At 38.4% G+C, this 12,563-nt stretch carries 13 protein-coding genes; 1 reads left to right on the forward strand and 12 read right to left on the reverse strand.

Features of this window, described 5'->3' with window-relative positions; genetic code table 11:
- Positions 1 to 16: 16 nt before the first annotated feature.
- Positions 17 to 583, reverse strand: a complete 567-nt coding sequence (locus VBD025_RS00490) for a CotY/CotZ family spore coat protein (RefSeq protein ID WP_430788262.1) — start codon at positions 581 to 583, stop codon at positions 17 to 19.
- 246 nt (positions 584 to 829) lie between these two features.
- On the opposite strand from VBD025_RS00490, the gene VBD025_RS00495 reads away from it, so the two are divergent.
- Complete coding sequence (locus VBD025_RS00495) at positions 830 to 1,816, forward strand: P1 family peptidase (RefSeq protein WP_430788264.1); 987 nt, start codon at positions 830 to 832, stop codon at positions 1,814 to 1,816.
- A gap of 158 nt (positions 1,817 to 1,974) precedes the next feature.
- On the opposite strand, the gene VBD025_RS00500 is transcribed toward VBD025_RS00495, so the two are convergent.
- From VBD025_RS00500 to VBD025_RS00550, 11 genes are all read right to left on the reverse strand, one after another.
- A complete protein-coding gene (locus VBD025_RS00500) occupies positions 1,975 to 3,186 on the reverse strand; it encodes a hypothetical protein (protein ID WP_430788266.1) in 1,212 nt (403 codons plus the stop codon).
- Entirely contained in the window at positions 3,173 to 4,390 is a 1,218-nt protein-coding gene (locus VBD025_RS00505; RefSeq protein WP_430788268.1) for a DUF58 domain-containing protein, read from the reverse strand. The genes VBD025_RS00500 and VBD025_RS00505 overlap by 14 nt, the downstream gene beginning before the upstream one ends.
- 2 nt (positions 4,391 to 4,392) lie before the next feature.
- A complete protein-coding gene (locus VBD025_RS00510; RefSeq protein WP_430788270.1) occupies positions 4,393 to 5,340 on the reverse strand; it encodes an AAA family ATPase in 948 nt (315 codons plus the stop codon).
- A gap of 173 nt (positions 5,341 to 5,513) precedes the next feature.
- Positions 5,514 to 7,442, reverse strand: a complete 1,929-nt coding sequence (locus tag VBD025_RS00515; protein ID WP_430788272.1) for an ATP-dependent DNA helicase — start codon at positions 7,440 to 7,442, stop codon at positions 5,514 to 5,516.
- Between the two features lie 64 nt (positions 7,443 to 7,506).
- Positions 7,507 to 8,397: an RluA family pseudouridine synthase gene (locus VBD025_RS00520; protein ID WP_430788274.1), complete on the reverse strand. Its 891-nt coding sequence runs from the start codon at positions 8,395 to 8,397 to the stop codon at positions 7,507 to 7,509.
- Between the two features lie 11 nt (positions 8,398 to 8,408).
- Positions 8,409 to 8,639 (reverse strand): excisionase family DNA-binding protein, encoded by a 231-nt coding sequence (locus VBD025_RS00525; RefSeq protein WP_430788276.1) that lies wholly within the window; start codon positions 8,637 to 8,639, stop codon positions 8,409 to 8,411.
- A gap of 18 nt (positions 8,640 to 8,657) precedes the next feature.
- On the reverse strand, positions 8,658 to 9,224 hold the full coding sequence (locus VBD025_RS00530; protein ID WP_430788278.1) for a GNAT family N-acetyltransferase: 567 nt from the start codon (positions 9,222 to 9,224) through the stop codon (positions 8,658 to 8,660).
- Between the two features lie 321 nt (positions 9,225 to 9,545).
- The gene (locus tag VBD025_RS00535) at positions 9,546 to 10,391 is read right to left on the reverse strand and encodes a DUF2785 domain-containing protein (protein WP_430788280.1); all 846 of its coding nucleotides are present in this window, start codon (positions 10,389 to 10,391) and stop codon (positions 9,546 to 9,548) included.
- On the reverse strand, positions 10,388 to 11,239 hold the full coding sequence (locus VBD025_RS00540; RefSeq protein WP_430788282.1) for an alpha/beta fold hydrolase: 852 nt from the start codon (positions 11,237 to 11,239) through the stop codon (positions 10,388 to 10,390). The genes VBD025_RS00535 and VBD025_RS00540 overlap by 4 nt, the downstream gene beginning before the upstream one ends.
- Positions 11,240 to 11,734: an NUDIX hydrolase gene (locus tag VBD025_RS00545; RefSeq protein WP_430791206.1), complete on the reverse strand. Its 495-nt coding sequence runs from the start codon at positions 11,732 to 11,734 to the stop codon at positions 11,240 to 11,242. It abuts the gene before it with no gap.
- Between the two features lie 115 nt (positions 11,735 to 11,849).
- On the reverse strand, positions 11,850 to 12,416 hold the full coding sequence (locus VBD025_RS00550) for an AAA family ATPase (RefSeq protein WP_430788284.1): 567 nt from the start codon (positions 12,414 to 12,416) through the stop codon (positions 11,850 to 11,852).
- Positions 12,417 to 12,563: the final 147 nt, after the last annotated feature.

Below are 12,563 nucleotides of genomic sequence, written 5' to 3' on the forward strand. Positions count from 1 at the left end.
TTGGTCTTGTTATAAATTACAACCGGACTGCTGGCAGACATGTTACAGCACAAAAACACGAAAGGTCTACATTGATACATATACCTGTTTTGATTAAATCATCAACACGTTTATGATCCAGTTGGCCGCAAGCGCCCCTCCCATGTTTTCCACATTCATTACTACCATCATTTGGACGGTTTAAATCAGATTTAAAGATTAGCAGTTCCAGAACGGCACAATTATTCTTTAACTCTTTGATTTTGAAAATGAACGTATTAATACATTTAAATTTCTTTTCATTGTGACAGGAATACGTTAATACTCCTGTACCTTTGAACGGTTCACATCCGCAGTAAAGCATGAATGGAATGGTGTTTTTCGTCATTATTCTTCTTTCGCCAAGTAAATCTTCTATAGACTGCTTACATGAAGATCTGCAGTGACTATCATTTTGGGCTTTTTTCTGCGCTTCTACTATTGCCTCTAGTACGTCCTTAACACAGTGTCTCTTGTGCTGATTACAACACCCTTTCCACTGTGATCTTTGACCGTTTTCAGATTCATATTCCTCAAACAATTGATTTTGATAGGGCATATTCATATTTTTCACTCCCTTTCTATTTCTCCCTTCCGAATATCTTATGTTGCGAAAAATATTTCGCTTGATATTCTAGCCTAAAGGGTTCAGTATGGACCGCCCTGTTCGACAATATGATGTAATATGTCCGCATAAGAAATAGTTTTATGAATCATAGATAATAACGATTTTGGATAGAAGAGAGTTGAATATCGGCATTATTCATGTGAAAATATATCTATCTATCAGATGTATAAGGAGCTGTTTCACATGGTTTTATCAAAAGGAAAATCAAATTGCCTAACCGATGTTTCAGGAATAAAGGTAGGTCATATAACACTGTACGAAAAATTAAACGAAACCGACACGATTTGCACCGGTGTTACTGCTATTCTTCCGCATGAAGGTAATCTTTTCACGAAAAAAACACGTGCTGCAAGCTCTGTAATAAATGGTTTTGGTAAAACAAACGGTTTAATTCAGCTGGAAGAACTAGGTTTACTTGAGTCACCGATCATGCTGACAAATACTTTCAGCGTTGGCCCTGTGCTGCAAGGTACACTTGATTACATGCTTAAAGAAAACAAGGAAATTGGTGACTCCACCAGTTCGATTAACCTCGTTGTCGGCGAATGCAATGATAGCTATTTAAATTCCATGCGAATTCCCGCCGTTAAACCTGAACACGCTGTTCAAGCTATTGACAAAGCAAGCACACAACCGGTGGAGCAAGGAGCCGTTGGTGCTGGAAAAGGAATGATGTGTTTTGGGCAAAAAGGAGGAATTGGAACCGCCTCGAGAATCGTGGAACTTGATCAACATACATATACAGTGGGATGTCTAGTACTTAGTAATTTCGGCAAGCCTTCAGATGCTTTATTTGCTGATTTGAAAAAGGTAGAGACCGACTTGCCGGATGGATCTATTATGATGATTATTGCTACGGATGCACCGTTATATGATCGTCAGCTTAATAGACTAGCTAAACGATGCGCTGCCGGACTCGGCCGCACGGGAAGTAACATTGACAATGGCAGTGGTGATATTGCGATAGCATTTTCGACGGCTGATTCTTACGATCACTCTTCTGACAGTCACTTGGAATCACTTGCGTATATTCGCGACGATCACCCTGTCATGAACCTCCTGTTTCAAGCTGTAATAGAAACAACGGAAGAATCCGTTATCAATTCATTAAAACATGCCGAGACTACTACTGGACGTTTAGGTAGAGTAGTTAAGAAAGCAAACCTGTAAGCGAGACTTGGACAAATGCGGCTCTTTTTACCTAGTATTTATCGATGGTGGCGTTTGGCTTATAGATCTCGAGTCAAAATTTATCGATCTCAGCTTGATTTCCAACACCAAGTCAAAAGTCAAAAAGACAACCCCCATCTTAATGGAGGTTGTCTCTTTTAAATATTTAATGTCGATTTTATTTCCTCTAATTGCTGATGAAACTGGTTAATTTCGTATTCTGACAAGTCACTATCGCCATATCTGATTTTTTGGTATACATTTAAATAGCTGGTGCTCTGGATATTAATACGATTAAACCACTCTTCAATTGTTTCTGACTGTTTCCTGCCAAGTCCTTTTTTGGCTGTTAACCGTTCAAATTTAAATACCTTCAGCCTGATTTCGTTTGTCGGCTTCTTCATTGAACTGCCAAAAATACCAGCAGATTTATTCTTCTTTGTATTCTTTCCTTCAGATGAAACTGAAGTGATATGTTCCATTTTGGTATCTTTTCCTTGGTCTTGTAGTTTGCGACGGGAAAGAAAGAAAATAATAACAAGTAACAATCCAATACCAATTCCAATTGTCCACCAATTAATAATGTCGGGTGGATTATATTCAGCTTTCATTTGTTCTTCCGTTACGAAAGGGTTTTCAATTTTTCTCATTTTTGGTTGAATGTTCTTTTCATCTGCAGTACCTTCAACAAAATTTTGAATTTTTTCTATATCAAGGCCAGTAAATCCAATTAAATCTAGCCCCCACCATATACCTCTGCCAACTGTTTTAGATACTGCCAACAATACATACGGAATTATAGATTGCACAGCCTGATACGCAAAGAATATCAAAAAACTTCCAGACAAAATAATTCCAGAAAATCCTACTATAAGCGGAAACGATTTTTTAGCACCAATGGATCCTGCAACAACTGCATGACTCATCTGATATCCGCCTAACATCACGAGCATCATTAGAACTGCGACAACAATCTGATCTGCATGATAAAAAAATATTGCATCAATCATAAATCCAAAACACATGTAGACGATCAGCTGCATTTGATTTCGTAAATCAGGCTCACTTTCATGAATGATAAACCGCCAGATTATAAATCCAATTAATATAAGACTTGCTACCCACGAAAAGCCTAATGCTAACACCACTACAGGCGTCAGTATTAGTAAACTCAGTAAATAGATGCTGTAATTTTGAATCAATCGAATTCCAACTGACAGTATGAGGAGGGTAAGCAGCATCGTTGTAAGATAACCCCAAAGAGGAATTGGTCCACCATATAAAGCCATTACAGGTACAAATATAAAATAAAAGCACAAACCTTCGCCGATAAGCTGATAGTATTTTATAATTGCTCTATTGGGCTTCATCGTTTACGACCCTTTCATTCTTCACTTCTGATAATCGTGCACCTTCGGATGTATCTATCACTTGAAACACACGCTTTCCATTTTGGTTCCATTTGTTCGTATAGTGGAAACTTTCCTGATATATTTCGCCAACAATTACAACGATATTCGAATCGTCCATCATGTGATCGACACGGTGCAGTAAATTTGTTACTGACATAATAGAAGAATCGTTTTCAATTCTGCTTAATAATTCTAAAGCCTTCTTTAAATGCTCTGTACCACTTCCGCTTTCCAGGTAGAAAGGCTGTCTCCCTACGCCTGTTGCGTTCAGATATAAATCAATTGGATACCCCTTTTTCGTGATTGTATGACAAATGTATGCAGCGTAAGATAAATAGTTTTCTAATTCAGAACTCATATATATATTTCCTAAGGGACTACTCTCCGTAATATTTACAACAACTGTCCAGGAAATTTTACGATTACGTTCGTAAACCTTCGTTTGCATTACCTGATTCTTAGCAGAAGCTTTCCAATGTATACGGTGAAAAGGATCTGTAGGGACGTAATCCCTTGTCCCAACAGGACTTAGTAAATCTTCGAACGGAGAAACCTGTGTCACCTGATTTCCAAAGCTATTGTAAGTGAAATCCTCCATACCCGCGACAGGAATAAGTTTTGGATAAATTAATAATTCCGTTTGGTACAAGACACTGTAATTTAACGTAACCTGCTCAAATTTCATTATGTGCGGAAAGGAAAACTGGATGTTTTTCAAACGGACGACTCCCCGCTTTTTAGCTAAAAACGATATCGGGATTCGAGCTTCACTTTTTCCCATTAACAGCAGTGGGACATGATAATGATTTAAGCTCCTCCTGGTTGAAATAACAAATCGCTTACTGTTCACTTTCTGGTCCGTGGTAAATTCGATATATCCATTAATGAAAGGTAAGATCGACTCATTTTTAAGTACCAAATCAAACTCAGATTCCTCCCCTTCAAACATACGAATGGAGCGTTTGTTGTTTTCAAGCGACAACTTTTTGCCTAACTGTTTATCATATAGTCTATTAAGAAGCATAAATACACTTATAAACCCTGCAACAAGAAATATTGCTGGACGGTTTACTGCGATTGCAATAATAAAAATCACAATGATAAAAAACAGCAGCATGGCATATTCTCGCCCTGTTGAAAAGGTGTTTTTTTGCCAGTGCATGATCAGCGTGTTCCTAATTCGACTGGTACTTCAACAGTACGAACAACTTCACTAATTACTTCTGATTTTGTTTTTCTAATGGAACCTTCCATTGATAAAACGATTCGATGTTCAAATACATAACGTACTAATTCCTTAATATCCTGTGGTGTCACATAATTTCTCTCACGTAAAAACGCCATAGCTTGTCCTGCTCGCATTAAGGCAAGAGCTGCTCGTGAACTGACTCCCAGCTCAATATCCGCGTGATTCCGTGTTTCGCGAACCAATGCTAGTAAATAATCCTGAACTACTTCCGAAACTTCTACTTCTGTAACTTCTTTCTGCAGCTTTATAATCTCTTCAGTTGTTAATATGGATATTATCTCGTCCAGTGGATCTTTTGTGCGATTCACATTCAGAATTTCCTTTTCCTGCTCAAGCGTAGGATAATCCATCGTGATTTTCATTAAGAAACGATCCAATTGTGCTTCAGGCAATGGAAATGTCCCGTGGTTGGATTCGATCGGATTTTGTGTGGCAATTACTAAAAATGGTGACGGAATCGAAACAGTGATACCATCAATCGTTGTTTGCTGTTCCTCCATTACTTCCAATAAACTGGACTGTGTCCGCGGTGTTGCACGGTTAATTTCATCAGCCAGCAGAATATTTGTCTTAATCGGTCCAACACGCATTTCAAACTCATTTGTTTTTGGATTTAGAAATTGAATTCCTGTAACGTCAGAAGGCAGCACATCTGGAGTAAACTGAACTCTGCTGAAGTCTCCATTTATTATTCTTGCAAAGCTTTTAGCCAATTTTGTTTTACCTGATCCCGGAACACTCTCAAGCATTACGTGACCTTTACCCAGTAGTGATACAAAAAGTAATTCAACCACATTTTCCTGCCCTACGATAACCTGACCAATTGCTTCTTTAGCTGTATGTATTTTTTCTATTGTCGACATGTAGATCCCCCTAGAATTCTGTATAGACTTTTAAAATAGTATAATACTTTTCAGGTTTATTTTCTACTAATATTCAAATAATTTTATATTATAGGAACACTTATCGTTACTGCAAAAAAAAGACCTCAAGAATACTTTCGCTTCAAGAGGTCTTCTATATCTTATTTATTTTTTTACCAAATTACATTAACTGGCATCACTTTTTCAATTGTTTGCTGATGGAGCTCTTTCTCACCGGCTGTCATCCATACATGAATGCTTCCAAAATCTTCGTTCGTACGAATCAAACGACCAATTCCCTGCCGCATACGAAGTACCATATATGGCGCGTCCACTTCCTTTTCAGGTTGAGTGGAATGCTTACGTTTCGCCTGGAAGACAGGATCTTTCGGTGGAAAAGGCAACGATGAAATAATGACGGTTGTTAACGCTTCTCCAGGTACATCCAACCCTTCCCATAAATTATAGGAACACAGCACGGACGATTGATCCATTTGAAATTCTTTAACTGTCGTACTGATTTCTTGATCACCTTCGTATAACATCTGGAATGGCCACGTTTGATCGTCAGCCCATTTACGGAATAGCTGCATTTCTTCTGCAGAGGAGAACAGAACCAATCCTTCACCCTCGTTATCCATTAACTGCTGACTGATGATCTCCCATTTTTCCTTCTGGTTTGATTCAGTATGGCCATAAATTTCCATTTTATTTTCATAATCAAACGGGGATTCAACTGAACAAGCATCATACGATGTAATTCCTAAACTGCTTGCCAGGTAAGAGAAGTCTCCGTTTTGTGATAATGTTGCGGAAGAGAAAACAAACGGCATTTTTTGAGAAAATACTTCTTTTTTTAATACCTCTTCAACCAGTCTTGGCATAATCACCAATGAACTTGTCGTGTCGTTCTCTTCCAGCCAATAGATTCCCTCGTTATCTTTAAGCAAAATAGATAGTCCATAGGAGAAAAACTCTAAGTATTCTTCAATTATTTTTACATGATATTCTTCAATGGTAAATAACTCAGAGTCGAAAACTAACTCCTCTAGTAGTTGATTTACTTTATCGTAAAGACTTTCTGCTATATCCATTATATTCTCAGAAAGATAAATTTCCAGACGGTTGGACCCTTCTACTGCAGTGGCAGTTTTTCCTAAAAGACCAAACCATTCTTCGTGCAGCACGATAATATCTTCAATCAGATACAGTGATTCTTCTCGCACGTCCTGACCCATATAACCTGTTAATACCTTTTGCAGGGACTCAAAGTTAAATCGATAGGTCAGTCCTTTTTGTGCAGCAAACTCAAGCAAATGCCCTTCGTCAAATACTACGCAGCTCGGTTCAGGCAATAACGGAAGCTGACCTTCACGTTTCCTTGATTCCTTTGTCCACACATGCTCCATATAAAAGTCATGCGAGCAAATAATCAGATCAGATGCGTGACGATAGTATTCTCTGTTTAACGTTTGACCACTGCGATGGCGCCATTCACATGTTGAACATTGCTGCAATGGATCCCAGGCAATTTTTTCCCATGTCTCATCTGATACCCACGGATACTCCTTGCGATCACCGTATGGTTCAAAGGATTTCATCGATGAACTGGAATCAAAGACAAAATCAGGTATCTGATCATGCACTTTTAAAATACTTTCATCCTTCGTCTTGTTTGCCAGTGGATCTAATTTTTTAATACAAACATACTGTTCCCGGGACTTAGCTAATCTTACGTCAATCTTTAGTCCAAGAGCTTCCTCCAGCTTTTCAATATCTCCACCCTTTTTCACGAGCTGTTCAATTAACGTTTCATCTGCACAGGAAATAATTGCAGGTTTCCCACGATGACGCGCATAACAAATAGCGTACAACAAATAGACAAACGTTTTTCCTGTACCTACACCTGCTTCAGCAAAAATAGTGTTCTTCTTCTTAAAAGCCTGCTCCAGCTGAAAAGCCATATAGATCTGTTCGTCTCTTAGCTCATAACCTTGTTCAGGTAATAAGTCATAAAAAACATCACCTACATAATCCCCTAACCGATCAAAAAAATTCTCCGTCTTCGCAACAGAAAACGGCAACGCATTATCTCTACTCATACTAAACCCCTAACTTACGACTTACGGTACCAGGTACCACCCGAATTTTGTCGAATAATAGTTATTACTTTGATTTCTGAATAAATGGCTTTGGTACTTCTGCTTCAAAGCGTTCAATCTTCCCGGTTCTTGGGTGTTCAAACGCTAATACATTCGCATGAAGTCCTAGCCTGCCTATAACATTCGTACCTGATCCATATTTTTTATCCCCAACAACCGGATGGCCCATGTCATTCATATGCACACGGATCTGGTTTTTCCTTCCAGTCTCAAGGTTAACCTTCAACAATGAATAGCTTTTGTTTGATTGCACCGTTTTGTAGTGCGTTACAGCACGTTCACCGTCCCCATCCTTTTGGCTGGAGTAAACTACATATGTTTTACTTTCTTTTAACCACGACGTAATTGTACCAGCAGACTTTTTAACAGCGCCTTCCACAAGCGCCATATACGTACGCTCCTTTACAATCGTCTTCCAGTTATTCTGAAGCTTTTGCTTAACCTTTTCATTCTTAGCAAAAACCATCACCCCCGAAGTATCACGGTCCAGACGATGGACGATAAAAATTCGGTTCTTCGAATGTTCGATTCGCACATAGTCCATCAATTGGCTGATGGCAGTAAGATCTTTTTCTCTTTCGTTTGCAATGGACAGCAATCCAGCTTCCTTATTAATCACAATGATATCTTTATCCTCATGAATAATAGAAAAACCAGTCATTTTATTAACCTTTTTAGCGACCTTATTCTTTTGAATCGTAACGATCTGCCCAGTTTCAAGCTGATAATTATGTTTGGTTATCGCATTGTCCTCAATCGATACTTGTCCTCTCGTAAGTATCGACTTCACCGAATTACGGCTTCGGCTTTCCATAACACTCAATAGAAATGGTAATAATTCCATTGGTTCTTTTACAGTATAGGTTTCGTGGTTCGAACTCTTATCCGTTTTCATTTAAAACTCCCCTAATCCTCGTCCTTAACATCGATGTCTGCTGGTATCGGCTCACTTAAATAGTCCTGCATCATTTGCTTATACTTTTCAACTTGTTCAAAGTGAGTGGAAAATTGAGACTGATTTACCAGAAACTGATCTCCGTCATGTATAGCACGAATCTTATTATGCTGAATCAGCGCGAAGATCCTTGATTCCGGAATGGATAAATGTTCAGCTGTCTCTTTTATCGTTAAATACATATAACTACCTCACTTTAACTACTCTATCCTTATTTTAGCATACATACACGTATCCCGAAGACCATTACCATCTACAGCAAGATCTTCGTTCCGAATGATACCTTCTAGCTCGTAACCCAATCGTTCAGGGATTGCCCGACTTTTCGTGTTCCGAGTATCACACTGCAACTGCACACGGTTAGCCTTAAGCTCATTAAATGTAAAGGCAGTAAGACCAGCTACAGCTTCGGTCATATACCCTTTTCCGCTCAGGCGCGTATCGCACCAATAACCAATTTCAAACTTCCGCACATCCCAATCAATATTATGTAAGCCTGATGAACCCACAAATTGATTCGTCTCCTTTAGAAAAATCAGCATTCTCAGCTTGTCTCTTTTTAAAAAACTAATGCGCGATTCACGGGTATTAATTTCGGTTTCCTCTTCTGTTTGTTCATTCTGAGCAAATCCCATCCATGGCTTAAGTTCATTAATAGAAGCCTTTATTGCTTCATGAACAGCTTTTCCATCACCAGGCATAGGCATTCTTAACAGCAGCCTCTCTGTTTCAAATTCATATGGAAAATCAATTAAAATCGGGTTCATACACGTCAGTCCTTTTCTTAAGTTCTAAAAAACATATACGATTGTGTGGGAAAAAGCAATACTTTTTGGTTGAGTGTGGCGTGAGGGGGCATTTCCTGGCGAGTATCAATCGCTTACCCGTGATATCAGGATTTTCTGGGTTTTATCAGGATATCTCGGTGGATATCAGGAAATCTGATCGTTTATCAGGAAATTTTGAGATTTATCAGGGTTTTCGCCACATTTATCAGGAAACCACTCTTCGCACTCCCTTCAAACACAAACACAAATTAAAAAAGTGCCACTTTTTTAAGGGCACTTTCGATTATAATATAAGAACTATTATAGTTGGTAGAAAGGTTGATTGAATTCCATGAGCGCCTGTTTGATAGACTTTCTAACGTTAATATTTTGTTCTTTAGCAAGTAAGTGAAAGTATAAGCTGCTTAAAAAATGTTTTACATTTGCTCGATAAACGAAATAAGAACGGTCACCCGCAGTAGAATTCTCTTTGACCTCTAAACCAAGTGAAACAATTTCCTCACAGATAATTTTTTCACTCAATCCTTTTTGCAGCAAGGACACAACAGGGATTGCCAGACGTTCATCTTCATCAAAGGTAAAGCATTCAATGCTGATTGTTATTTTGTTCAAGATCGCACTATAAATTTCCTCCAGTTTTTCAGGAAGTAATTTTGGTTGTTTCACCAGCTCATCCAAAGCATCAGCTACGTGTGCAATACTATGCGCCCATCCTCTTCCAGGAACAAGTCCTCTCGTGTCCTGTTCGGCATCAAGGTATTTTAAGAGTGATTGACATACTTTTTCTATATCAGCTGAAGATAGAAAGTTTTTTTGTAGATTCACATGTAAAATAACTGCGATTATCAGCAAGGAAAAAGAGCGCGTGAACACAGAGTCGTCACCGGTTTTTCCAATTTCATAAAACAAATGTTCATAGTCAAGACACTGGTTTAATAGATTTTCAAGCTCTTTATCTGCATATAAACCCTGAAGTATCATTTGGGAAAAAGAACTATAAATCAACTCATCACGCAGTACAGAATCCAGATTTCCTATTTCCCGCATCATTGATTGGGTAAGTTCCGATAAATCAATTGTATCATCCAATTTATATTCATTATCTTTGTACGCCATCAGTGTGTCTTTTAATTCTAGTGTTTTCATGCTTGCACCTCTTCCATAAAGTTTTCAATCTGACGCTTAAATAAATCCTTTTCTTCTAAAAATGGATAATGGTTACTTGCATGAAAAATTAATAGCTTTGAACGAGGAATTAACTCATTCATTTCCAGCGAATACTCGAGGGGACATTGCACATCATGCTCCCCACAAACAAGTAATGTCTGTGCAGTAATCAGTTTCAATTTCCTTGTAAGATCATATAACTGGAGCTCCCGGTTAAAGAAATTCATTCTAGCAGCTGACATTTTCTTGTGTATTTGTCGATCGAATAATTCCTCATATCGATCTGGCTGATACAGGGATAGCTTTGTTCGCTCTATCGAAATTCTTTTTCGCTCAACTTCCGATAAATCTGGAAGTTTCAGCATCTCAATCAATTCCTGCATTCTATTAAACTTCGGATGTTCAGGGTTATAAATGCAATCCGTTGAAAAAGTGGAATATTCTCTAGCTGCTGCGCCAACAATTATTAATGAACGTAAGCTTTCCGAAAAATGAATTCCATATAATACACCAAGCATACCACCAGTAGAATGCCCAGCAAAGTCCCACCTTTGAAACTCTAGTGCTTCACGGATTGCTTCTAGATCAAAAATAGTTTCCAGCATACTCAGTTGATACGGTTCATGTGCCTTCTCAGAACCGCCTGATTCTCTGAGGTTAACCAAATATACTTTGTTCTGGTGAGTGAATGAGTCAGCAAAATAATCCCCTGACCCATTGAATTCTGAGTAGTAGTGCGTTACACATAACGGATTCCCTTCACCTTTTGAAAAAACTTCAAATGTACCACGTGCTGTAACAATCCGTTCTTTGTTCCAAGTACTCATTTATCGATCACCTTTAATTTGCCAATTTTGATATTTAACCAGGTTTAACCCTAGTTCCTTCGTTTTTATCCATTCAACTGCCTTCAATACCAATGGAGAGGAATTTTCAACAGATAGTTCTTCAGGCGATACCCATACCGCTCCATCTGAATCTTGCCCTTCAAACTGAGCTGGTTTAGAGAGTTCTCCGCCAATTTTATTAACCGAGTAAAAAATGGCAATGTGATGGACATGCGTAAAGTTTTTCCAGTCCCAAGGCAGCATAAAGTCAACCGTGCCGATGTTACGGAGGATTTCAATCGTCAATCCGGTTTCTTCCGTAAATTCTCTTTGCATCGCATCTGTTAAACTTTCTCCTTCTTCCAAACTACCACCAGGAAGATCAAAACGATTAATGTATGGTCCGCCATTTTTATTAATCACCAGAAGTTTGTCGTTTTCCAGGTATATACCATAGACACCTAATGGACGGTGAAACTTCTTTTCCTGCTGCATGTTTACAACCACCATTTCTCCTGAGGAATTAATACTGTTTCAACATCAAACTCATTCTGAGGCACTGAATCCTGGGTCTTTCCCATATGATTCGACAGCCAGTTCCTTGTTTAATTTATTTACTAACTCTTTTAGTAGCACCATATTCTTGACTCCCTCGTATATCTAATTCCAGAAGTATCATTTCAACAACTTCAGGTATTCCAGCCTCGTCCGTAACGATGAACTTTTCGAACAAGTCATCCTGATAAGAACGGATACATTTATCTGTTTGCTCAAAACACCAGTTACCTTCTTCCTCGCCACGCTCGATAAGCCTTTTGTGGATTGTTTCTCGTTTTGCTGCTAAGCAAAAATGAAAGGTTTCATCCAATTCATTGAAGCCTTCGTATATGTATGTAAAATAGCTTTTATTATGAATCGTCATTGGAATAATTAAATTTACGTTGTATGTGGAAATCAACTGTTTTGCAAATTCTACCGTCATTGTTCTCCAGAGCTTAATATCCTGAAAATCTTCTGTATCTTCTTCTTTACTCATTATATCTTTTTGAATTACATGACGCAGCATGAATCCAACCTCTTCCGGGTCATATATCATGCTATTATCAATTGTTTGTTGTAACGCTTTTGCCACACTTGTCTTTCCAACGCCAAAAGCTCCGTTGATCATAATAATCATGGACTCACCTTTTCTGAAGTAAATTACAGACTAATTTTTAAGACGACTTCTTCCCACATGATTTCACCCGTTTTTTCAAAACCCAAATTTTTCGTACAATCCGATTGCATGAACATTTTCGGGTTCTGCACTCGTATAAAAATCTAT

It is taken from the genome of Virgibacillus flavescens (assembly GCF_050574275.1).
In the GTDB taxonomy this organism is placed as follows: domain Bacteria; phylum Bacillota; class Bacilli; order Bacillales; family Amphibacillaceae; genus Virgibacillus_F; species Virgibacillus_F flavescens.

Excerpts from the sequence above, each read along its gene's own strand:
- VBD025_RS00520 (WP_430788274.1), bottom strand. The coding sequence starts at position 8,397 with ATGAAAACGGATAAGAGTTCGAACCACGAAACCTATACTGTAAAAGAA.
- VBD025_RS00545 (WP_430791206.1), bottom strand. The coding sequence starts at position 11,734 with ATGCAGCAGGAAAAGAAGTTTCACCGTCCATTAGGTGTCTATGGTATA.
- VBD025_RS00515 (WP_430788272.1), bottom strand. The coding sequence starts at position 7,442 with ATGAGTAGAGATAATGCGTTGCCGTTTTCTGTTGCGAAGACGGAGAAT.
- VBD025_RS00510 (WP_430788270.1), bottom strand. The coding sequence starts at position 5,340 with ATGTCGACAATAGAAAAAATACATACAGCTAAAGAAGCAATTGGTCAG.
- VBD025_RS00505 (WP_430788268.1), bottom strand. The coding sequence starts at position 4,390 with ATGCACTGGCAAAAAAACACCTTTTCAACAGGGCGAGAATATGCCATG.
- VBD025_RS00525 (WP_430788276.1), bottom strand. The coding sequence starts at position 8,639 with ATGTATTTAACGATAAAAGAGACAGCTGAACATTTATCCATTCCGGAA.
- VBD025_RS00490 (WP_430788262.1), bottom strand. The coding sequence starts at position 583 with ATGAATATGCCCTATCAAAATCAATTGTTTGAGGAATATGAATCTGAA.
- VBD025_RS00495 (WP_430788264.1), top strand. The coding sequence starts at position 830 with ATGGTTTTATCAAAAGGAAAATCAAATTGCCTAACCGATGTTTCAGGA.
- VBD025_RS00550 (WP_430788284.1), bottom strand. The coding sequence starts at position 12,416 with ATGATTATTATGATCAACGGAGCTTTTGGCGTTGGAAAGACAAGTGTG.
- VBD025_RS00530 (WP_430788278.1), bottom strand. The coding sequence starts at position 9,224 with ATGAACCCGATTTTAATTGATTTTCCATATGAATTTGAAACAGAGAGG.
- VBD025_RS00500 (WP_430788266.1), bottom strand. The coding sequence starts at position 3,186 with ATGAAGCCCAATAGAGCAATTATAAAATACTATCAGCTTATCGGCGAA.
- VBD025_RS00540 (WP_430788282.1), bottom strand. The coding sequence starts at position 11,239 with ATGAGTACTTGGAACAAAGAACGGATTGTTACAGCACGTGGTACATTT.
- VBD025_RS00535 (WP_430788280.1), bottom strand. The coding sequence starts at position 10,391 with ATGAAAACACTAGAATTAAAAGACACACTGATGGCGTACAAAGATAAT.